Below are 20,958 nucleotides of genomic sequence, written 5' to 3'. Positions count from 1 at the left end.
GGTCAGCTACGGAAGAGTCGGGTGGGCAAGGCGGACTGGAGCTCGACGTCGATCTCTGCGAACGGGGTCGATGCATGCGGGAGGTCGTCGGCGCCGACGAGCCCGATGGTCGACGCCGCCACCCCGTCGACCTCGGGACGCAGGTCGTACAACGTCGCGGTCACGTCGAACGGGTCGAGCGACAAGAGTCGCAGTCCCGCAGCGCTCAGGGTCGCCGCGGTGCCGTGCGCGCTGGCGAGCGCGGTCTCGTCGGGATCGCAGCCGATGGCGGAGGCCAGCAGTCCGAACGCCACCGGCTGCACCGGCGGACGCCCGTCGGCGAGGACGATCCGCCCGTCCGGAACCATCACGGCCGCCGTACGGGCCAGCGATCGGCCGAGTGACCGCGAGGTCGCCCGAACCTTCGCGCTCGGGGTTCGCACTCCCCATGCAGCGTCGAGCTCGTCGGGGTCGACTCCTGCGGCGGCGAGCCGCGCCGCCGCCGCATCGGTACGGCCCGAGGTCCACAACCGACAGGTCACGTACTCGGCGAGCGACGCCGCGTCGTGGACGCGCCCGGCGTCCACCGCGGTCTCCAGGCCGTGACTGTGCGCATAGGTGCCGTCGGGGAATCGCCCGTCGGCGAGCAGGAGGAGTGATGTGAGCGACACGACGAACCGGGTTCAGAACAGGAAGTAACGCTGAGCCATGGGGAGATCGTGCGCGGGGTCCTGCTCGATGGTGTCGCCGTCCACCGTGACCATGAAGGTGTCGGCGTCGACGGTGATCTCCGGTAGCGCGTCGTTGTTGACCATGTCGGCCTTTCCGACCCCGCGACAGTCGTCGACAGCCACCATCTGGTGCGACAGTCCGATCTCCTCGGCCAGCCCGGCCTCGATGGCACCCGGCGACACGAACGCGATCGATGTGTGGCCGGCCGTTCGCCCGAACGCACCGAACATGGGTCGGGGCAACACCGGCTGCGGGGTGGGGATCGAGGCGTTCGCGTCGCCCATCGCACCCCAGGCGATCACGCCGCCCTTGACCACGACATGGGGACGGACCCCGAAGAACCGAGGGTCGTAGAGCACCAGGTCGGCCAACTTCCCGGGCTCGACCGAGCCGACCTCGCTGCTCAGTCCGTGGGCGACGGCGGGACAGATCGTGTACTTCGCCACGTAGCGCTTGGCCCGCTCGTTGTCGGCCCGAGCGTCGCCCGGCAGGGACCCACGCCGACGCTTCATGGCATGTGCGGTCTGCCAGGTGCGAATGACCACCTCGCCGACCCGCCCCATCGCCTGCGAGTCCGAGCCGATCATCGAGATCGCGCCGATGTCGTGGAGCACGTCCTCGGCCGCGATCGTCGACGGACGGATGCGGCTCTCCGCGAACGCCAGATCCTCGGGCACCGACGGATTCAGGTGATGACAGACGATGAGCATGTCGAGGTGCTCGTCGGCGGTGTTCACGGTGTGCGGCCGCGTCGGGTTGGTGGAACTGGGGAGGATGTTGGGCTCGCCCGCGACCGTGATGATGTCCGGCGCGTGGCCTCCTCCCGCACCCTCGGTGTGGTACGAGTGGATCGACCGGCCACCGATGGCGGCGAGCGTCGTCTCGACGAATCCCGCCTCGTTCAGTGTGTCGGTGTGCAATGACGCCTGGATCCCCGCCTCCTCGCACACTCGAAGACAAGCGTCGATCGCCGCTGGCGTGGATCCCCAGTCCTCGTGGAGTTTGAATCCGCTGACACCGGCGAGAACCTGCTCCCGCATCGCGGCGATCGAGACGGTGTTGCCCTTGCCGAGCAACGCCACGTTGATCGGCCAACCGTCCATCGACGTGAGCATCGACGACAGATGGAATGGCGAGGCCGTGACCGTGGTCGCCTTGGTCCCCTCCGCTGGGCCGGTGCCACCGCCGATGATCGTGGTGATCCCGGTCGCGAGCGCAGTGTCGAGGATCTGTGGGCAGACGAGGTGGACGTGACAGTCGATCGCCCCTGCAGTGAGGATCTTGCCGTTGCCAGCGAGGACCTCGGTCGACGGTCCGATCACGAGGTCCGGGTGGACGCCGTCCATCGTGTCGGGGTTGCCGGCCTTGCCGAGTGCGGTGATCCGGCCGTCCTTGATGCCGACGTCCGCCTTGATCACGCCCCAGTGGTCGAGCACGACCGCGCCGGTGATGACCATGTCGGGAGCCCCTTGGGCCGCAGTACGCAACGACTGGCCCATGGACTCGCGGATGACCTTCCCTCCACCGAACACGGCCTCGTCGCCGGCGATGCCCGGCCCCCCGGCGAGATCGTCCTCGATCTCGATCAGCAGATCGGTGTCGGCCAGTCGGATGCGGTCGCCGGTGGTGGGGCCGTAGAGCGCTGCGTAGCGAGACCGGGTGAGGATCGGCCCGCTCATGATTCACCGCCGGTGGAGTGGAGCCCGCGGAATCCAGCGGTGATGCGCTCACCGGCATAGGCGACCAGTTCGACCTCCATCGAGATCCCCGGTTCGAAGCGAACGCTGGTGCCGGCAGGCACCGCCAACCGGCATCCCACGGCGAGTTCTCGGTCGAACTCCAGCGCCTCGTTGGCCTCGGCGAAGTGGAAGTGCGACCCGACCTGCACAGGCCGGTCGCCGGTGTTGAGCACTCGGAGCGACCGGAGGTCACGGCCCGCGAGGAGCGTGATGTCGCCGTCGCCGAGCAAGACCTGGCCGGGCACGAGGCGAGTGGCGTCGTCGGCGGGGTTGCCATCGAGCGCCGCCGGTTGGATCGGACCGTGAAGGGTCACGAGCTTGGTGCCGTCGGGGAACGTCGCCTCGACCTGGAGTTCGTCGATCAGCGTCTCCACGCCCTCCATCACGTCGGACGTGTCGAGGACGTTGCGGCCGTCGGACATGATCTGCGCGACCGAGAGGCCGTCACGGGCCGCCTCGAGCACCCACGCCGCGAGGACCGCCACCGCTTCCGGGTGATTGAGCAACAGGCCGCGGGATCTTCGACGCTGGGCCACCTCGGCGGCACCGGCCATCATCAGCCGTTCCTGTTCGTGCGGGGTGAGCAGCATCCGGCCTCCGTGATGAGCGTCGTGATCGGCTCCGACAGTCCGGTCTTGCTCTCCGCCTGCGGCCGATAGCCGGCAGAACCTAACGCGCCGCGAGGACCCCTCTGACCAACTCGCCGGCAGGGTCGCGCATCGTCGAAACCTTTACGATTCCTGACGTTCTCAGGTCCGGTGCCGGTTCGCTCAGGAAGCGGCTGGCTCGCAGACCACGACCGGGATCTCGCGATCGGTGTTCGACTGGTATCCGGCGTAGTTCTTGTAGTCCTCGGTGATGCGCTGCCAGAGCGCGTCACGCTCGTCGCCGGTGGCGGTGCGCGCGACGAAGCGCTTGGTGACGCCGTCGATCGTGATCTCGACCTCGGGTTCGGCAACGAGGTTCTTGTACCACTGAGGATGCTGCGAGTGACCGCCCTTCGACGCCACGAGGACGACGGTCTCGCCGTCGATGATGGGCGCGGTGAGCAGCGTCGAGCGACGCTCGCCGCTCGACCGTCCGGTGACGTGGAGTTCGAGGGTCGGCATGCCCGCGAGTCGGTTGGGCCACCGTCCACCGGTGAGCGCGAGCAGCGCCCGATGCCCGTTCTCGAGCATCCATGCACCAACGGTCGGAACGAGGTCCTTGTTCGCCATGACCCGGAGTCTGCCGTGTCGGCGACCACGGGGCACAGGTCCCCGGTCGCCGAAGGCCACCTCAGCCGGTGCGAAGCGCCTCACACTGCGCTCGGGCCATCGTCACCACATCGGCGACCAGCTCGTCGAGATCGCGGCGGTCGCGGAGCCAACGCACGTGCAACGCTGATGACGCCGCCGTGATCGACGCCGCAGGGAGCAGAGCCGTGCGACGGTCGAGACCGAAGTCGGCGACGATCACATCAGCCCACAGCTGCACGACAGCCTCGCGACGTTCGTCCATGCGGTGGCGGAGCGCCGGTATCGAGCGACCGTCGACGAGCGCGAGGAGCAGGTTCCCCTCCCGCTTGATCGTCTCGGCCCACAGCCGGAACGTCGCCTCGACCTTGGCGTCGAACGACACGTCGTCGTCGAGCACGACCTTCGATCGGACGTCGACGTCGACCACGATGCGGTCGTAGAGCTCGGAGGCGATCTCGTCGGGCGACGCGAAGTACTTGTACGGCAGCGTCGCCGACACGCCGGCCTCCTCGGCCACGTCCTCGAACGTGAGCGGGAGCTTGTCGCGCTCCCCCAGGACCCGACCCGCGGCCACGATGAGCATCTCCCGCCGGTCCTCGCGACTCATGCGTCTGGGCGAGGCGTCGGGCACGGCCCAGAAGCTAGCGCAAGAATCTTGAACAACCGCTTGTGCATGTTCAGAGAACATGAACAGAATGACCAGACGCTCTCACCAACCCGTCGAGGAGACCCCGTGTACGAGCCCGTCATCGACCGCGACATCGCCGAGTTGTTCATGAAGAACGCCGACGACCCCATCAAGACCCACGTCATGAGCCTCGTGCACGAGTGGTGGGCCACCGCCCCGCAGTCGGCCATCGACCAGTACGTGACGCTCCTGCACCGGCTGCCCGGAGCGACGGAGTTCCTGGCCGAGCGCTACCTGCCCACTCCCCTGACGCTCGACGACCTCGAGCCCTGTGGCCCCGGCACGCTCGGCGACGCCTACAAGCACTTCATCGTCGACAACGGCCTCGAGGTCAACCTCGCTCGCAACTACCACGAGTACCACGCCGGCCTCAGCGCCGAAGGCAAGCTCGACCGCATGCCGGACGACATCAAGTACTCGCTCGTCCGAGGCTTCATGCTCCACGACTTCCTTCACACGATCACGGGCCACGCTCCGGACATCCCCGGTGAACTGGGCATGGCGGGCTTCCACTACGCCCAGATCAACTCGCTGTACCACTCCATGCGCACGGCGGTCACCACGACCCACATCGCCATGGTGCAGCCGCAGGCCATCAAGGCGGCCATGGACGCGCTGTCCAACGGCTGGGCGATGGGTCGGGCGTGGAAGAACCTCCACTTCACCAAGTGGGAAGAGCAGCTCGACCGACCGATCGCCGACATCCGGATGGAGTACGGCCCGGCGCAGGCCGCCGCCTGAGCCACCGACGACCGGCAGCCACCCGCTCGGGCGAAGCCCGACGATTACTTGCTACAAAGCTTCTTGACATCTGCGTTTCTCCTATTTACCTTGGAATCAAGCTACTCGATTCCAAGGAGATGATCTGTCGTGGACACGACCACCGACCGCCCACCCGTCTACATCGACGTCACGAACCCACAGCTCGCCGCCCGGTCCGGTCCGGCGCCGTTGACCACCCGGCCGAGCCCGGCGCTGGCGTTCCCCCATCAGCAGCTGACCCAGACCGGCCCCACCGAGTTCGGCGACGTGCTCGTCGCACGGGGCTCGCTGCTCCCCGGAGTCGAGGTCCACGACAGCTGCGTCTCGGTGCCCGGTGCTCGAGCGTTCCACGTCGCCGCCGACCTCGCCGCCGGGCCACAGGAAGCGTTCCAGTGCCGGACCGAGTTCGCGCACGTGCATCCCGCGGGCGACGGGAGCCTCCACATGACCCTCCCCCCGCTCGTGTACGACGACGTGATCGCGAAGGGCTGGGGTGAGCCCCACCCGATCAGCGGGACCATGCTCGTGTTCGGGCCTCGCGACCAGCGCGAGCTCGAGATCGTGTGGCAACTCGTCGTCACCAGCTACCGCTACGCCATCGGGTACGTGGCCGATGCGGTCGACCCCGGGGCCGAGGTCGAGGTCGAGGACGCCTCGACATGACGGCCCGACGACTTGTCCGGGGCATCGCCGCGCGACTCGCGCCCGCACACACCAGCGCCATGCCGGCAACCCGTACGCACGGCGCCACGGCCACACACCGACTCGTGACGTGCCCGGTGCGCACGCCCTCGCTGACGCTCGCCACCGCCCGCATCCGGGCGAACACCTGAACGACCTGACTGATCGGAGACCACCATGACCACCGCCGCGCATCCCGCCGTCACCCACGTCCCATCGGCCGTGGCCACGTCGACCACGCATCCCGACGCCCCGACCGCCCACAGACTCGCCAGGACGGCAGGGGCGCTCTATCTCGCCATCTTCGTTCTGGGGATCTTCAGCGAGGTCGTCGTGCGATCGAGCTTCATCGAGCGAGGAGACGCCGCCGCCACGGTGCAGAACCTGCTCGACGCCCCCGGCCTGTTCCGATTCGGCTTCCTGACCGATCTGGGCATGGTGGCCGCCGACGTCGCCACGGGCGTCCTCATCTACCTGCTCCTGGCACCGGTGAGCAGAGCCGTCGCGCTCACCGCCGCAGCGTTCCGGATCGTCCAGTCGGCGATCCTCGGCGCCAACCTGGTCAACCACCTGATGGCCATCCAGTTGCTCGAGGGTGACGGCCTGCTCGGTGGTCGCACCACCGAGCAGCGCGACAGCCTCGTGCTCCAGCAACTCGAGACCCACCGATACGGCTACTTCATCGCGCTGGTGTTCTTCGCCGTGCACCTCGCCCTGCTCGCCTGGCTCGTGCACCGGTCCGGCTACCTGCCCCGTTGGCTCGGCTGGTTCCTCGGAGCGGCGGCCGCCGGCTATCTGCTCGACAGCGCCTGGTTCTTCGTGTCGCCCAGCTACGACGGGGCGTTCTCGCCGGTCGTGCTCGCCCCGGCCATCGTCGCCGAGCTCTCGCTGATCCTGTGGCTCCTCGTTCGCGGGATCGACGTCGAGCGGTGGGACGCCACGGCCCGACGGTGATCACGCACATGGGCCGCAGCGACGACCGCCGCGGAACCAGCCGCCGACAGCCCCGCGAGGACGAACGGCACGCGCGGAGACGAGAGCTGGATGATCCAACCCATGAGCACCGCACCGATCGGCGTGCTGCCGAACAACGCCATCTGGTGGAGGGCCATCACCCGTCCCTGCATCGACGGGTCGGTGGCTTGTTGCAGGACCACCGTGTTCACCGACTGGAACGACGCCGACGCGAAGCCGAGCGGGATGCTCGTGGCGACGAAGGTCCAGAAGTTCGGTGCAAGAGCGAGCGCAGTGCACGCCAGGCCGAAGCCGACCAGCGCGATCGCAAGACTCCGTCGAGGATGCAGTTTCACCCCGGCGATGTAGATGCCCCCGAGGATCGATCCGATGGCGCTGACACTCATCGCTGTGCCGACGGCGCCAGCGCCGAGGTCGAAGCCGAAGTGGACCATCGACGGGAACGTGGTCGGGAAGTTGAGGGCGACCGTGCCGACGACGGCCATGACCAGGAGCGGTCGGCCGACCTCGGGGCTCCTGCGGACGTAGGCGAACCCTTCGCGAAGCCGGCCCTTTGCCTGCGTCTGGAGGGGCCGTGGAGCGAACTCGCGAGACCGCAACGTCACGAGCGCTGCGATCACGACGAGGTACGACGCACCGTTGAGTACGAAGCACATCTCGACTCCGACGGTTGCGATCAGCGCGCCGGCCAGTGCCGGGCCGATCAGTCGTGAGGCGGCGTTGATGTTGCTGTTGGCGGCCACCGCGCTGGGGAGGAGCTCCGGACCGACGAGTTGGTAGACGATCGCCTGCATCGTCGGCCGCTCGAACGCGAGGACGATGCCCAACGCGGTCGTCAGTGCATAGATGGACCAGATGGAGACCTGGTCCATCGCCACGGCGAGCGCGAACGCCAGCGCGAGCGTTCCCGAGGTCGCCGACGTGATGACGAGGAGGCGCCGGTTGTCGACTTTGTCGGCCAGGACGCCGGCGGGAGCGCCCAACAGCAGCATCGGCAGGAACTGCAACGCCATTGCCACGCCGAGTTGGTCGCTGCGATCGGCGATCTCGAGGACCAGCCATGTCACGGCGAGGCTCTGGGTCCACGACCCGATGTTCGAGATGGTCTGGCCGACGAAGTAGCGACGGAAGTTGTCATTGCCGAACGCCGAGAAGCGGCCGGACGCAGCAGATGCGTCCGACCGCCTCGCGGGCCGACCGGTGAGTCGGGCCATCGGATCAGGCTTCCGTCAGGACCCGGTCGGTGCGGGGCGTGGTGACGACACCGCGATGGCCGAGCATCGGGTTCTTGAAGCCCTTGACGGTCATGTACAGGCCGGCCGAGAGTTCCCAGGTGGCGATGGGAAGAGCGCTGAGCATGCCGATCGTCGACACCTGGTCCCATGCACCGAACAACGTCGCCGTCGAGGAGGCGAGCAGGAGCGGAGCGCCGATGATCCCGAGCGTGGGGATCCAGCGCGGAAGCAGCCGCGCCTGACGCACGATCGTGGCGAAGCACACGGCGTTGACCGACGCCATGAGACCCGGGCCGAGCAGGAAGGTCCAGTCCTTCACCGCCGTCAGTGCGTCGGCGGTCGCAGTGAGGGTCGCCGGGTCGGTGCCGCCGACGTTCTCCCGCAGCGTGAAGACCGAGAGCACGGCGATCACACCGGTGAAGATCATCGCGGCTTCGAGGGTGCGGCTGGCGACGAACCCGACCGCCCGTCCCGGGGCGTGGCGCTTCAGGACCGGATACAGGGCGACGGCGGTGCCGATGCCCGTGAGCCCAGTGAGGATCTCGATGAGTCCGCCCCATTGGACGCCGTGGTCGGTACCGGCACCGAGCACGTAGTCGGGGACGTTGACAGAGCCGTCGTAGAGGCCCAGGGCGGGGATCGAGAAGACGAACGTGCCGAGGTAGAAGAGGCCGGCGGCCAAGGTGGCCTTCCGGTCGGCGTCCATCGGTGGCCTAGAGGTTGGGGTCATGGTCAGTTCCCTTCGTTTCCGGGCAGGTGCCCGCGGTGGTCGAACCCTCCGCCGGCGTGATCGAGATCAGCGGGATGCCGATGTCGCGCAGCCGTTGGAGGAGGCCGTGCAGTGCGGCCTGGTCGACGACGGCCCCGCGGAGGACGGTGATACCGCCGTCCTCACTGGAGATGGTCAACCCGTCGAACCAGGCTGCCCAACGATCTCCGAGGTGTCCTTCGACCCTGATCTCGTACTGCACCCGTCGACCGTACGAACCGATGTGGTGAGTGGTCCTCACCACATGTGGTGAACCGACGTGGTGATCGCTACAGGCCGAGCTCGTCGGCGCGGCGGACCGCCGCTCGCCGGTTGCTCACCCCGAGCTTGCAGAAGATGTTCTTGGTGTGGGTGCGGACGGTGTTCAGCGACACGATCAGTTCCGTCGCGATCTCCGGTCCGGTCAGCTCACTTCGCAGCAGACGCAGGACGTCGAGCTCCCGGTTGCTGAGCGGATCGACCAGCTCCGGCACACGCGGCGAGGGAGGAACGTCCGTGAGACCGAGGATGGCGTTGCACTGGTCGACGGCCCTCCCGTGACGCACTGCAGTCCTGAGGAGCGCCGTCATCGTCTCGCCGGCGTCGAGGAAGACCCGGACGAGTCGCTCGGCCTCGGCGCGGACGAGCGCCTTCTCGATGGTCGCGACCGCCTTCGCCGTGTCGCCGCCGGCCTCGTGCGCGAGCGCGAGCAGCGATCCGGCTTCGACCTCGGCCGACGTTCGACCGCCGGACTCGGCCGCAACGCGCAGCCGCTCCGCCAGCGAGATCGCCCCGGCGATGTCGCCGCCCGCCAACAGCACGCGAGCAAGCGTGAGGTGCTCGTACTCCCGAAGGTAGGTCAACTCGTCGTCGGCAGCGATGCCTGCGCTCACGGCCCAACGCTGCGCTGCCGCGACGTCGCCGGCGAGCAACCGCGCTCTGGCACGCGTGGCCCCCACTGGTCTGACCTTCGGTGAGTAGTCGGGGTCGTAGCGACGCTCGGCCTCGGTGAGCAGGTCGAGCGCAGCCTCGTGATCACCCCGGACCGAGCAGAGACGGGCGTCGACCACCCGCCATCGATGGGGGTGCTGGCCGAGGGCGAACCGTTCGCCGACCTCCATGCTCTGCCGGAGATGGTCGGCCGCCGACGCCAGCTCGTTCCGTTCCAGGTGGATCTCGGCGAGACCGACGTGCATGTCGGCAACACCGCGGAGCGGGCCGTGGACGACAGCGATCTCGAGCCCCGCACGCAAGGTCTGCTCCGCATCGGCGAGGCGGCCATGACCGACCTGGATGTCGGACAGGCCGAGACGACAACCCAGGACATCGGAGACGTGTCCCGCGATCTCGAACTCGCCGATCGCTGCGGCGTACTGCGCAGCAGCCTGCTCGAGATCGCCTTCTGTCCATCGAGCGAGTCCCACCAGCGCCGCCGCCGCACCACGGCCGAGGTGGTCGTCGACAGCACACCGTTCGGCGGCATGTTCGCCGTGGAGGACGACGGCAGAGAGATCACCGCGCAAGAGCGCGAGGCCCGCCCGGTACATGGCCACCTGCGCGCGGGCACGGCGGAACTCGTCGACGTCGTGGACGATCACCTCGCCGCCGATGTACCCGGGGTCGATCCACGACCGGATGTCGTCGAGCTGGGCCTCGACGCCGTCGGTGTCACCGGTGGACATGCGAGCGCCGACGCGCCCGAGGGCGAGCACCGGCCGGTGGACGAAGATCTCGTCGGGGATCTCGTCGAACCACGCCCGCAACGTCGCCTCTTGACGGAACCGGCGCAGCGACGGGACCGAGCGTTCGACCAGTTCCGCCGCTCGGGCGAAGTCCTCCGCGGCGAACGCATGGCGGATGGCCTCGGTTCGATCACCAGACGCCTCGAGCCACTCGCACGCTCGTCGGTGGAGCTGCGCTTCGCGCTCGGGCTGCTCGTCCGCCAGCCGGGCGCGGAGCACGTCGGCGAAGAGGTGGTGATACCGGAACCATCCACGACGGTCGTCGAGGGCGACGAGGAACAAGTTCGACCGGTCGACCAGTTCCAGCATCGCCCTGGCGTCGCTGCGCCCCGTCACCGCGGCACAGAGCGAACCCGTCAGCCGGCTCAGGATCGACGTCTCGAGGAGGAACGATCGAACGTCCTCGCTCTGCCGGTCGAGGACCTCGTCGACGAGGTAGTCCACGACGAACCGGTCGTCGCCGGCGAACTGGGCGACGAAGTCCGACGGGTCATCTCGCCCCTGGAGCGAGAGCGCCGCCAGCTGGAGCGCCGCCGCCCACCCCTCCGTCCGAGCGCCGAGGGCGTCGACGTCCGCGGCCGTGAGGTCGAGTCCCGAGAGACCGTTGAGGTACTCCGTCACTTCTTCTGATGTGAATCGGAGGTCTGATGCCCGTACCTCGAGGAGCTCTCGCCGGGCGCGCAGGCCGGCCAGCGGCCAGGGCGGATCAACCCGGCTGGCCACGACGAGATGGGTGCGTTCCGGGAGGTGCTCGATCAGGAACTGCATGGACTCGTGGACCTCGAGCGAGTCGATCACGTGGTAGTCGTCGAGCACGAGGACCACGTGCTCGTCGAGCGATGCCAGGTCGTTGACCAGCGCCCCGACCACCGTCTCCAGCGCGGCCGGCGATGACTGCGGTGCAACGTCGACGCCAGCGCCGACCGTGGGCGCGACGCTGCGGAACGCACGGGTCACATACGACCAGAACACTGCCGGGTCGCTGTCGCGTCCCTCGAGCGAGACCCACGCCGTCGGCAGGCCGGCATCGGCCACCGCTGCCGTCCACTCGACCAGCAGCGTCGTCTTCCCGAAGCCTGCGGGCGCCGACACGAGCACGACGGCGGGCAGTTCGTCACGCCGGATCAGGTCGTCGAGGCGCGATCGAGATACGACACCACGCCGCCGTCGGGGTGCGGTCACCTTGGTCAGGAGGAGCAGACCGTCACCAGCCACCGTGTCCAGCTAACTCCTCGGCTGGCAGCGACGGCAACAGCCACGGCGGCCCGATGTCGTTCGTGCGTAGTATCGAACACATCTCGACACTTGGTGGGAATCGGGAGTTTTCCGGCGTATGGGCAACGGCGAGAACCGGGCCGACACGGCCATCGAAGAGCACGCGACGTTCGAGCAGCGAACGCGCGACACGGGCACAGCGACGCACCCCGCTCCGCGCCACCCCGAGCCCCGCGCAGGACGACGTGGATGAGGCCGAGACCCGCTCGGCGACGGTCGTCGCCCGTCGCGACTCGCTGGTCATCGATGTCGGCCGTGAGCAACGCCCGGATCGTCGGTCCGGGGGAGCAGGGTGAACGCGGGTCACTCGTGTACGTCGTCGAGTCCGGCGCCATCGAGATCATCCGAGACGGCCAGCGAGTCCACCTCGTCTCGACGGGCGCGTACTTCGGTGAGCTCGCGCCGATGATGGCCCAGCCCCGCACGGCGACGGCGAGGGCCGTCGGTCCGACCACCCTGACGTCGATGAGCGTGCAGGAGTTCCGCGATCGCGGTCGAGCGCAGGCGGCGACGACGTAGGCGTCATCGCCTCGAAGTGCCGGATGAGGACACGATTCCAGCGATTGTGCGGCAGGTCCGGGTGCAGGGCGGCGAGCGCCGTCGCGTACTTCGAGAATGTGATCGGCCGGTGGCCTGCGCGCCACAGGAGATGGTCCACGAGGCAGGGAGCCCCGTTGGTCTTGGTCTCGACGACGAGTTCGTCTCCCAACGTCACGGTGGCGCCTTCGACGTCGACCGCTCGGAAGTCGGCGTCGAGCGTGACCCGTGCGTGCGGTTGCGGCAGGACCAACGTCGCGCGCCGGTAGCTGGTGGTCACGGTCGGGGCGAGATCGTCGGAATGGGCCCGAACCTGCGAAAAGTCCTCGGCGAAACGGCGGACGGTCCCGAGGACGTCCGCCGTCCCGTCGTCGAGGGGGTCGCGGCGCTTGACGGTGCGGCCGCGACGGTCCTTCGTCTTCACCTCGATCATGGATGTCCCGGGATCGACGTAGCGACGCGTACGCACCTTGAACCGGTTCCGGCGTCGTGTCGCAGCGAGACGGAACGAGTCGAATCTCGGGGTGTCGAAGTAGACCGACTCGTACCGCGACCACCGCCCGTGTTCGGTCTCCAGCGCTCGCACATCGGTGGGCAGTGCCTCCAACAGCGCGGCGAGGATGCCCGCATCGACGATGTACTTCCGGTCCTTGCGCGTCAGCAGCTGCGCGCACTGATCGAGTTCGGCGAGGTCGATCGCGGAGAACCGGCGAACCGCTGCGTCGACGGTCGCCGTCATCGGGCGACCGCTGCCGTCTCGCGGAGTGACGGGCTGTCCGACGACGTGGCCCGAGGCAGTTCATAGCGGACCTCGACGTTGGTCGAATCGTTGACCAGATCGACCTTCCGGACGGTCAAGCGATGCACCCGTGCACCGAGCAACCGTTCGAGGTGGGCACGCAGCACCGTCTCGTCGGTGAAGGCCCGGTCGAGGTTCATCGTCTGGGTGCGGTAGTTCGAGAACAGGCGGGGGTGGTCTCCCACGAAGAGCACGACCAGGATGACGACCATCAGCGTGGGGGTGAGCCACTCGGGACTGACGCTCAGACCGCCGAGGAGTCCGAGGGCGAGGGCGGCGAAGTAGTAGGCGACCTCGTCCTGGTCCAGCTCGGTCGATCGCAGCCGGATGATCGACAACACACCGAAGAGCCCGAGGCCGAGACCGGCCTCGATCCCGGTCTGGTTCAACGCATTGGCCACGGCGAGGACGCCGACGTTCACCCCCAGATACGCGACGACGAGGTCCTTGCGGCGGTGGCGGGGGAAATAGAGGCCGAAGACCATCACCGAGACGGCGATGAGATCGATGGCGAAGAGCGCGGCGCTCGACATGGTGGTTCTCCTGAACTCGTGGTGTGAGAGCGGTTCTACGGACGGAACCTGGGAGCCCGCCGGGAGTCGCCTCCGAACTCCCCTGCTTCTCGCCGGATTCGGGCGATCCCGGGTTCACAGCCACTTCCCAGCCAGTACCGGGAGGACTCACGGACTCGCTTCCTACCTTCCGACGTGTCCCGGTACCCCGGGTCCCCGACACGACGAACGAGGCACACCGATGAACAAGCGCAGGATGCAGGCGGCCGCCGCACTCACCGCCCTGACCATGCTGGTCACCGCATGCGGCACGGAGGGCGACACCGCATCAGCGGTTGCCGAGACGGCCGAGGGCGACCTCGCCGCAGTCACGGACGACAACGTCGAACCGCACACCATCGACCCGTTCGACTTCGCCGAGAGCGAGGTCGAGCGCATCTCACTCGGTTCCACGATCGAGACGACCTCCGACGGCGTGTCGGTCGACGGCACGACCGCGACCATCGAGTCGGCGGGCGTCTACGAGATCACCGGCACCGTCTCCGACGGCCAGGTCGTGGTGGACGCCGGCGACGACGCCGTCGTCCGACTGATCCTGGACGACGCCGACATCACCAACGACGACGGTGCCGCCATCGCGGTGATGACCGCGGACACCGCCGTGGTGATCCTGGCCGACGGCAGTTCGAACACCCTCGCGGACGGAGCGGTCTACGACCTGCCCGACGGGGAGGACGAACCCAACGCCACGCTGTTCAGCAAGACCGACCTCACGCTGGCCGGAACCGGAACACTCGCGGTCGTCGCAAACGCGAACGACGGCATCGCCAGCAAGGACGGACTCGTCATCGAGGACGGCACGATCACCATCGACGCCGTCGACGACGGCATACGCGGCCGTGACTACGTCGCCGTCGACGGCGGGGACCTCGCGATCACCGCCGGCGGCGACGGCATCAAGGCCGACAACGACGAGGACGCGGATCGTGGCTTCGTCCGCATCACCGGCGGGACGATCGGCGTGGTCGCCGGCGACGACGGCATCCAGGCCACGACCGACGCGCTCGTCAGCGACGGCGATCTCACCGTCGCCGCCACCGACGACGGGATCCACGCCGACCTCTCCGTCACCGTCGATGGCGGATCGATCGCGATCACCGAATCGTTCGAAGGGATCGAAGCCGAGGTCATCACCATCAACGACGGCTCGATCGACATCACCTCGAACGACGACGGCCTCAACGTCGCCAGCGCCGAAGCCACGACCGAGACCACCTTCGCGGCCCCCGGCCCGGGAGGCGGCGGGCCCGGAGGTCCCGGTGGCGACGAGGGCGTCGGCGACCACTACATCTTCATCAACGGCGGGACGACGACGATCATCGTCACCGACGAACTGGCGGAGCAAGGTGACGGCATCGACGCCAACGGTCACGTCGAGATGACCGGCGGTCTCGTGGTCGTGAGCGGACCCACCGACACGCGCAACAGCGCGATCGACTACAGCGGCGGTTCGTTCGAGGTCAGCGGCGGAACCCTCGTCGGCACCAACATCGACGGACGGAACTCCGAAGGTGTCGGCATCGGCTCGAGCCAGGCGTCGGTCTACGTGACGTTCGGGTCGACCATCGAAGCCGGCACCCTGGTCAACCTCCAGTCGGTCGATGGCGAGTCGCTCGTCACGTTCGCACCGACGAACGAGTTCGACGTCCTGGTCTTCACCTCGCCCGACCTCGTCGCAGGCGAGGAGTACGAGGTCTACGTGGGAGGTACCGGCGGCGACCTCTCGGTGTCCGGGCTCTACGACACCTACACCCCCGGCACCTCGGCCGGCACGATCACCGCGGCGTGACTCACCAGCGCGACCGCGACTCCTCGCCAAAGCCCTGCAGCGCCTCGACCTCGTGGACCGTGCCGCTCTCGTCGGTGACGTGGCCCGCCCAGGTGCCGAACACCTGGTGGACCTCGGTGGCCAGGACCACTGCGTTGACCTTGGAGTGCCGGTCGTGACGTCCGGTGAGCGTGAGGTCGAGGCTGCCGTCGGGGTGGTGGACCCGCCACGGCTCGAGCGGCCGGTCCCAGTCGTAGTCCCAGAGGAGTTCCTGACCGATCTTGGTGACCCGGCCATCGACGATGACACCGTTCTCCGTGAACCCGGTTCCCTCGGTCCACTTCGCACCGAACTGCACGCCGATCACCGCGCCGGCGGTGCTGTGGCCGGCGCCCCCGCCCCAGTTCCATCGCGTCGCGTACGGCCAACGTCCGCGGCCGACGTCGAGCACGCCCCACGCCTCGCTGCCGCCCTCGTCGACGCCGATCCCCCACCGGTCGCCTCCCACCTCGAGCGAGCCATGCGCAGGGCGCGCCTGGTGCTTGGACGTGTACTGGAAGCGGCGATCGGACCACGGGATGACGACGTTGACCGACTCGTGCCCGGCCGGCAGTTCGACTCGGACGTGGAGTCGGCCGGGGCGACCGTCCTTTTCGGTCCACGCAGCGTCGAGCGTGGTCCCGCCGGGATCGTCGACGATGTCGACGCGCGCACCCTTCCCCCGGTACGTCAGCGGAGCGGACGCCGGACGGTCGGGCAGCGCGACACCGCGTGCCAGCGGGAGATCGATCGGCTTGCCGCCGGTTGCGCCCGTCGAGAGGTCGTGCCACCAGATGGTGGCCATCCCCAGGTAGTCGACGTCGGCATAGGTGACGGCGAGGACGAGGTCGCCGGCCAGCACGGCCCAGTAGTCCCACCGTTTGTTGCGACCCCAGGACCCCCGGAGGTTCCCCGTGTGCAACGGCGTGCGTGACCACCCTCTCGCTGTCGGCGAGAGGCGGCGCCCGTCGGGCGTGCAGAGGTCGACCGGTTCGGTGATCTCGTGTTCGTGTGTCATGTCCACCGATGTTCCTCCAACGTCCTGTCCGTGTGATCGGGTTGGCTGTCAGGCACCGAGGCGGCCGGTCTCGTACGCCCACATGGCGATCTCGACCCGGTTCCGGGCGCCGAGCTTGTTCATCAAGCTGCTGAGGTGGGTCTTGACCGTGCTGACGCTGATGAACAGGTCGGTGGCGATCTCGGCGTTGGTGCGGCCCCGTGCAACCGACAGCAGCACCTCTTCCTCCCGGTCGGTCAGTGGAGCGACGGGCTGCGCCGGCGGTATGTCCTCGTCACGGTGGGCGAACGTGGCGAGCAAGCGCGCGGTGACGCTCGGTGCGATGAGCGCGTCGCCGTTGGCCGCGGCCTCGATGGCCTGTACGAGCAACTCGGGACCGGCGTCCTTCAACAGGAACCCCCGCGCTCCCGCCTTGAGGGCGCCATGGACGTACTCGTCGAGATCGAAGGTGGTGATGACGACCACGGCCAGCGGCTCGGCGACGTCGGGTCCGGCCAGCTGACGGGTTGCCTCGATTCCGTCGAGGCCGGGCATCCGGATGTCGAACAGGCAGACGTCGGGGCGGAGTTGCTGGGCCAGCGTGACGGCTTCGCCGCCGTCGGCGGCCTCGCCGACGACCACGATGTCCGGCTGGGCGTTCAAGATCATCCGGAGCCCGGTCCGGATGATCTCCTGGTCATCGGCGAGCAGGACGCGGATGCTCATGAGCGAGTGCCTCGCGGGAGCACGGCGGTGACGGCCCATCCCTTGTTCCGGGTCGGGCCCGCTTCGAGGGTGCCGCCCAGCAGCTTCGCTCGTTCGGCCATCCCCACCAGCCCGAACCCGGTCGCCGTCCTGGGATCGAACGGTCCCGGGTCGCCGTCGTCGTGCACCGTCATCCGGACACAGTCGGACTCGCCCCGCACCACCACCTCGACGCGTGTGGCGTGGCGGGCGTGGCGCACGGCATTGGTGATCGACTCCTGAGCGAGTCGGAAGACGGCGGCACCGACAGAAGGCGGTAGCCCGTCGAGGTCCCCGGACAGCTCGACGTCGACCCGCGGCCCTTCGCCGGCGCTGGTGGCGAGGTCTTCGACCTGGGCGATGCCGCGTTGCGGTGCGAGGTCCGGTTCCTCGCCCTGCCGGAGGGCGCCGACCATCGTGCGCATCTCCGCGAGCGTCCGAGAGGCCTCCTGCTCGATGACGGCCAGCGCCTCCATCGCGGCGGCCGGATCCGTGGAGGCCACGACGCGGCCGGCCTGCGCCCGGATGGCGATGGCCGAGACATGGTGGGCGACGGTGTCGTGGAGTTCGCGCGCCAACTGCTCTCGCTCGAGGAGCTTCACCTGATCCATTCCCCGGCGGCGAGCGTTGTCCGAATAGCGGACCGAGGCACCGACGGCCGCGACGAGCAGCACGAACAAGGCCCCTTGTGCCACCTCGCCTGGCGGGGTCACGTCCGGGTGCATCATGGCATCGGAGGCGTCGAGGACTACCGGGATCGACACGATCGCGAGCCCGAGCACGGCGTCGCGACCCGAGCCCCATCGGAACAGCGCGTACACCAGCAAGATCACGAAGACCATGGCACCCAGCCCCTCCCACTCGTCGCCGACGATGAGCGAGACGGCCTGCACGATGGCGACGAGGCCGAAGGCGGCGGCAACGGACTGGAGCGGGTGCGTCCGTCGCCACAGCAACGTCGGGAGCAGGACCAGCGCGAGGGCGACGGAAACGACCGGCCACACCAGGTCCTCCCGCAGCAGTGCCTCCAGCACCGCGATCGGTGCAAGAGCCGCGACGAGGACCCAGTCCCGCCAGACCCGCCGTGGCGCATCGGGGACACGGGGCTCGGCCCACAACGAACGAGCCGCTTCCCGGATCACGGTTCCACCCTACGGAAGTGCACGCGCCAGCGGATCGGCCGAAAGGACGAGATCACGACCGTCCCATCGACGGGTGTCGAATGGCCGGAGACCCGATGTGGCGTGCGTCGGACATCACGACCATGGGTGCATGCCAACGACAGCAGCAACCCAACGTCAAACGTCACTCCTCGGCCGCGTCGGCGGCTGGTGCTTCGACCACCGGCGCAAGGCCATCGGGCTCTGGCTCGTCGCCTTCGTCGTCATCTTCGGCACCGCTGGCGCGCTCGGCTCACAGTTCAGCGCCAACGCCCAGGTGCCCGGCTCCGGCAGCGCCGCCGGGTTCGACGTACTGGCGGAGCACTTCCCCGAGCTCGGCACCGGCGGGCAGACCGGCACGATCGTGTTCCAGGCGACCCAGGGCGTCGACGACCCCGAGGTCCGGGCCGCCATGGAAGCACTGTTCGCAACCGTCGACGCCGGGTTCCCCGACGACGCCGGTGAACCGCAGCACCCGGGCGCGACGGTGGTGTCGCCCTATGCCGAGCGCGGCCAGAGCCAGATCGCCCGCGATGGTCCCCTGGCCGGCCGGGTGGCCTTCGCCCAGGTCAACCTGGCCGCTGACGTCGACGACTCCGAGTCCGGCCTGCTCGGCAAGGCGATCAGCGAACACGCTCCGGAGATCGACGGCCTCGAGGTCTTCGCGGGCGGCCAGTACCTGGCGGTGATCGAGCCCCCGCAGACCGAGCTCCTCGGCCTCGCCTTCGCCATGATCGTCCTGATCCTGGCGTTCGGGTCGGTGCTCGCCATGGGCCTCCCGATCGCCGTCGCGCTCGGCGGCGTCGCCGCCGGCATGGGGTTGACCCTGCTCCTGAGCAACGTCTTCACCATCCCCACCGACGCCACCGTCCTCGGCATCATGATCGGCCTCGGCGTCGGCATCGACTACGCCCTCTTCATCGTGTCCCGCTACCGGGACGGCCTCCACGCCGGACACTCGGCCCGTACGTCGACCGTGATCGCCATGGAGTCCGCCGGGCGAGCCGTGATCCTCGCCGGCACCACCGTGATGATCTCGATGCTCGGCCTGCTCCTCGTCGGCGTCGGATCGGTCGGCGGCATGGGCATCGGCGTCTCCGCCACGGTGCTCGCCACCATGTTCACGTCCACCACGCTGCTCCCGGCGCTGCTCGGCTTCGCCCGCGAGCGGGTCGAGCTCACCCGTTGGCGCGGCCTCATCGCCGCCGGCTTCACGTCCGTCGCCCTGTTCGGGCTCGGCATCGGGTCGGCGCCGCTCGCCGCCTTCGGTGGCGCCTTGGCCGTCGTCACTCTGCTCGCCAGCCTGGCGGTCCGGCCGCTGCGGCGCGCCGTTCCTCGACGGGCCGCGAAGCCGACCGAGGCCACCCTCGCCTACCGGTGGAGCCGCACCATCCAACGCAACCCGCTCCGCTGGCTGATCGGCGCGAGCGCCGTGCTGTTCCTCCTCGCTGCACCGATCGCCAGCCTTCGCCTCGGCTGGGCCGACGAAGGGAACTTCCCCGAGGGCACCGACACCCGACAGGCCTACGACCTCCTCGCCGAGGGGTTCGGCGACGGGTTCAACGGCCCGTTCCTCATCACCATCATCGGCGAGTCCGCCGACTCGGTCGCCGCCCTCCACGCCGCCCTGGTGCGCACCGACGGCGTCGCCGCCGTCACCGCTCCGATCGCAGACGACCCGGCCCAGCCAGGCGCCTACCTCATGAGCCTGGTCGCCACGTCCGCTCCCCAGGACGAGGCCACCACCGCGCTCGTCCGTCATCTCCGCGCCGACGTCATCCCCTCCGCGACGGCCGGCACCGGCCTCGACGTCGAGGTCACCGGAGGCGCCGCGATCGCCATCGACATCACCGACTACCTCGCCAAGCGGATGCTCGTCTTCTTCGGCGCTGTCCTGGCCCTGTCGTTCGTGCTGCTGCTGATCGTCTTCCGGTCGCTGCTGGTTCCGCTGAAGGCCGTCCTCATGAACGTCCTCACCATCGGCGCCGCCTACGGCATCGTCGTCGCCGTCTTCCAGTGGGGCTGGGCCAGTGGGCTCATCGGCATCGAGGGCGGGCCGATCAACCCGTTCATCCCGATGATGCTCTTCGCGATCGTCTTCGGACTCTCGATGGACTACGAGGTCCTGCTGCTCTCGCGCATCCGCGAGGAGTACCTGCGGACCGGCGACGCCAATACGTCCGTCGCCGACGGCGTCGCCTCGACCGCCCGGGTGATCACCGCAGCTGCCGCCATCATGGTCGTCGTCTTCGCGTCGTTCACGCTCGAGGACATGCGAGAGCTCAAGATCTTCGGTCTCGGTCTCGCCGTCGCTGTCTTCCTCGATGCGACCCTCGTCCGCATGGTGGTCGTCCCCGCCACGATGGAGCTCCTCGGCGACCGCAACTGGTGGATCCCGAAGTGGCTCGACCGGCTCCTGCCGCACCTGGAGGTCGAGCCCACTCAGCCGACCGTCGCCACAGGGGACGAGCAGCCGACACACCGTCCGCTACAGCCCGTCGCCTCGAAGGCCTGACCGTGGAGCCGAGCCGCGATGAATTCCGGGTTC

19 protein-coding genes and 2 pseudogenes are annotated in these 20,958 nt (G+C 68.7%); 7 read left to right on the top strand and 14 right to left on the bottom strand.

From position 1 onward, the window contains the following. Window positions 1-2 precede the first annotated feature (2 nt). The 5 genes from AB8619_RS01450 to AB8619_RS01430 form a co-directional block, all read right to left on the bottom strand. The gene (locus AB8619_RS01450) at window positions 3-650 is read right to left on the bottom strand and encodes an urease accessory protein UreF (RefSeq protein ID WP_436794684.1); all 648 of its coding nucleotides are present in this window, start codon (window positions 648-650) and stop codon (window positions 3-5) included. Between the two features lie 12 nt (window positions 651-662). After that, window positions 663-2,390: an urease subunit alpha gene (locus AB8619_RS01445; RefSeq protein WP_436794683.1), complete on the bottom strand. Its 1,728-nt coding sequence runs from the start codon at window positions 2,388-2,390 to the stop codon at window positions 663-665. Beyond that, on the bottom strand, window positions 2,387-3,040 hold the full coding sequence (locus AB8619_RS01440; protein WP_436794682.1) for an urease subunit gamma: 654 nt from the start codon (window positions 3,038-3,040) through the stop codon (window positions 2,387-2,389). The genes AB8619_RS01445 and AB8619_RS01440 overlap by 4 nt, the downstream gene beginning before the upstream one ends. Window positions 3,041-3,220: 180 nt before the next feature. After that, window positions 3,221-3,667 (bottom strand): nitroreductase family deazaflavin-dependent oxidoreductase, encoded by a 447-nt coding sequence (locus AB8619_RS01435; RefSeq protein WP_436794681.1) that lies wholly within the window; start codon window positions 3,665-3,667, stop codon window positions 3,221-3,223. Window positions 3,668-3,728: 61 nt separating this feature from the next. Beyond that, entirely contained in the window at window positions 3,729-4,319 is a 591-nt protein-coding gene (locus AB8619_RS01430; RefSeq protein WP_436794680.1) for a TetR/AcrR family transcriptional regulator, read from the bottom strand. Between the two features lie 102 nt (window positions 4,320-4,421). Here AB8619_RS01430 and AB8619_RS01425 point away from each other — a divergent pair, with 102 nt between their 5' ends. The 4 genes from AB8619_RS01425 (at window position 4,422) to AB8619_RS01410 (ending at window position 6,773) form a co-directional block, all read left to right on the top strand. Next, on the top strand, window positions 4,422-5,117 hold the full coding sequence (locus tag AB8619_RS01425; RefSeq protein WP_436794679.1) for a Coq4 family protein: 696 nt from the start codon (window positions 4,422-4,424) through the stop codon (window positions 5,115-5,117). Between the two features lie 129 nt (window positions 5,118-5,246). Further along, on the top strand, window positions 5,247-5,801 hold the full coding sequence (locus tag AB8619_RS01420) for a luciferase domain-containing protein (RefSeq protein WP_436794678.1): 555 nt from the start codon (window positions 5,247-5,249) through the stop codon (window positions 5,799-5,801). Continuing rightward, window positions 5,798-5,971, top strand: a complete 174-nt coding sequence (locus tag AB8619_RS01415) for a hypothetical protein (RefSeq protein WP_436794677.1) — start codon at window positions 5,798-5,800, stop codon at window positions 5,969-5,971. The genes AB8619_RS01420 and AB8619_RS01415 overlap by 4 nt, the downstream gene beginning before the upstream one ends. A 25-nt stretch (window positions 5,972-5,996) precedes the next feature. After that, window positions 5,997-6,773 carry a DUF4386 domain-containing protein gene (locus AB8619_RS01410; RefSeq protein ID WP_436794676.1) on the top strand — a complete coding sequence of 259 codons (777 nt, stop codon included), beginning with the start codon at window positions 5,997-5,999 and terminating at the stop codon, window positions 6,771-6,773. 14 nt (window positions 6,774-6,787) lie between these two features. Here AB8619_RS01410 and AB8619_RS01405 read toward each other — a convergent pair. From AB8619_RS01405 to AB8619_RS01390, 4 genes and pseudogenes are all read right to left on the bottom strand, one after another. Then, window positions 6,788-8,008, bottom strand: a pseudogene (locus AB8619_RS01405) (MFS transporter); the annotation flags it as partial. A gap of 4 nt (window positions 8,009-8,012) precedes the next feature. Next, window positions 8,013-8,735: a DUF4386 domain-containing protein gene (locus tag AB8619_RS01400; protein WP_436794675.1), complete on the bottom strand. Its 723-nt coding sequence runs from the start codon at window positions 8,733-8,735 to the stop codon at window positions 8,013-8,015. 7 nt (window positions 8,736-8,742) lie between these two features. Next, a complete protein-coding gene (locus tag AB8619_RS01395; RefSeq protein WP_436794674.1) occupies window positions 8,743-9,000 on the bottom strand; it encodes a hypothetical protein in 258 nt (85 codons plus the stop codon). 67 nt (window positions 9,001-9,067) lie between these two features. Next, a complete protein-coding gene (locus tag AB8619_RS01390; protein ID WP_436794673.1) occupies window positions 9,068-11,734 on the bottom strand; it encodes a LuxR C-terminal-related transcriptional regulator in 2,667 nt (888 codons plus the stop codon). Between the two features lie 249 nt (window positions 11,735-11,983). Between AB8619_RS01390 and AB8619_RS01385 the strand changes: the two are divergent. After that, window positions 11,984-12,223 (top strand): annotated as a pseudogene (locus AB8619_RS01385) (cyclic nucleotide-binding domain-containing protein); the annotation flags it as partial. On the opposite strand, the gene AB8619_RS01380 reads toward AB8619_RS01385, so the two are convergent. Together AB8619_RS01380 and AB8619_RS01375 are read right to left on the bottom strand one after the other, a co-directional pair. Next, window positions 12,135-13,070, bottom strand: coding sequence for a polyphosphate polymerase domain-containing protein (locus tag AB8619_RS01380; RefSeq protein WP_436794672.1), 936 nt, complete (start codon window positions 13,068-13,070; stop codon window positions 12,135-12,137). The pseudogene AB8619_RS01385 and the gene AB8619_RS01380 sit on opposite strands and share 89 nt — an antisense overlap. Then, complete coding sequence (locus tag AB8619_RS01375) at window positions 13,067-13,663, bottom strand: DUF4956 domain-containing protein (RefSeq protein ID WP_436794671.1); 597 nt, start codon at window positions 13,661-13,663, stop codon at window positions 13,067-13,069. The genes AB8619_RS01380 and AB8619_RS01375 overlap by 4 nt, the downstream gene beginning before the upstream one ends. A gap of 220 nt (window positions 13,664-13,883) precedes the next feature. On the opposite strand from AB8619_RS01375, the gene AB8619_RS01370 reads away from it, so the two are divergent. Then, the gene (locus AB8619_RS01370; protein ID WP_436794670.1) at window positions 13,884-15,491 is read left to right on the top strand and encodes a carbohydrate-binding domain-containing protein; all 1,608 of its coding nucleotides are present in this window, start codon (window positions 13,884-13,886) and stop codon (window positions 15,489-15,491) included. Between the two features lies 1 nt (window position 15,492). Here the strand turns inward: AB8619_RS01370 and AB8619_RS01365 are convergent, their stop codons facing one another. The 3 genes from AB8619_RS01365 to AB8619_RS01355 are packed head-to-tail and all read right to left on the bottom strand — an operon-like array spanning window position 15,493 to window position 18,389. Then, complete coding sequence (locus AB8619_RS01365) at window positions 15,493-16,527, bottom strand: DUF2804 domain-containing protein (protein ID WP_436794669.1); 1,035 nt, start codon at window positions 16,525-16,527, stop codon at window positions 15,493-15,495. Between the two features lie 48 nt (window positions 16,528-16,575). After that, on the bottom strand, window positions 16,576-17,232 hold the full coding sequence (locus tag AB8619_RS01360) for a response regulator (protein WP_436794668.1): 657 nt from the start codon (window positions 17,230-17,232) through the stop codon (window positions 16,576-16,578). Continuing rightward, window positions 17,229-18,389: a sensor histidine kinase gene (locus AB8619_RS01355; protein ID WP_436796330.1), complete on the bottom strand. Its 1,161-nt coding sequence runs from the start codon at window positions 18,387-18,389 to the stop codon at window positions 17,229-17,231. The genes AB8619_RS01360 and AB8619_RS01355 overlap by 4 nt, the downstream gene beginning before the upstream one ends. A gap of 133 nt (window positions 18,390-18,522) precedes the next feature. Here AB8619_RS01355 and AB8619_RS01350 point away from each other — a divergent pair, with 133 nt between their 5' ends. Next, complete coding sequence (locus tag AB8619_RS01350) at window positions 18,523-20,925, top strand: MMPL family transporter (RefSeq protein ID WP_436794667.1); 2,403 nt, start codon at window positions 18,523-18,525, stop codon at window positions 20,923-20,925. The last annotated feature ends 33 nt before the right edge of the window (window positions 20,926-20,958 follow it).

Origin of the sequence: Actinospongiicola halichondriae, from assembly GCF_049103745.1 — a bacterium.
Lineage (GTDB): Bacteria > Actinomycetota > Acidimicrobiia > Acidimicrobiales > Salinilacustritrichaceae > Salinilacustrithrix > Salinilacustrithrix halichondriae.
Note: the sequence above shows the minus strand (reverse complement) of the source record. Positions and strands in the feature narration are given on the sequence as shown.

Coding starts and splice junctions, on each gene's coding strand:
- AB8619_RS01370 (WP_436794670.1), top strand. CDS start 13,884: ATGAACAAGCGCAGGATGCAGGCGGCCGCCGCACTCACCGCCCTGACC.
- AB8619_RS01360 (WP_436794668.1), bottom strand. CDS start 17,232: ATGAGCATCCGCGTCCTGCTCGCCGATGACCAGGAGATCATCCGGACC.
- AB8619_RS01435 (WP_436794681.1), bottom strand. CDS start 3,667: ATGGCGAACAAGGACCTCGTTCCGACCGTTGGTGCATGGATGCTCGAG.
- AB8619_RS01400 (WP_436794675.1), bottom strand. CDS start 8,735: ATGGACGCCGACCGGAAGGCCACCTTGGCCGCCGGCCTCTTCTACCTC.
- AB8619_RS01350 (WP_436794667.1), top strand. CDS start 18,523: ATGCCAACGACAGCAGCAACCCAACGTCAAACGTCACTCCTCGGCCGC.
- AB8619_RS01440 (WP_436794682.1), bottom strand. CDS start 3,040: ATGCTGCTCACCCCGCACGAACAGGAACGGCTGATGATGGCCGGTGCC.
- AB8619_RS01380 (WP_436794672.1), bottom strand. CDS start 13,070: ATGACGGCGACCGTCGACGCAGCGGTTCGCCGGTTCTCCGCGATCGAC.
- AB8619_RS01415 (WP_436794677.1), top strand. CDS start 5,798: ATGACGGCCCGACGACTTGTCCGGGGCATCGCCGCGCGACTCGCGCCC.
- AB8619_RS01445 (WP_436794683.1), bottom strand. CDS start 2,390: ATGAGCGGGCCGATCCTCACCCGGTCTCGCTACGCAGCGCTCTACGGC.
- AB8619_RS01410 (WP_436794676.1), top strand. CDS start 5,997: ATGACCACCGCCGCGCATCCCGCCGTCACCCACGTCCCATCGGCCGTG.
- AB8619_RS01365 (WP_436794669.1), bottom strand. CDS start 16,527: ATGACACACGAACACGAGATCACCGAACCGGTCGACCTCTGCACGCCC.
- AB8619_RS01375 (WP_436794671.1), bottom strand. CDS start 13,663: ATGTCGAGCGCCGCGCTCTTCGCCATCGATCTCATCGCCGTCTCGGTG.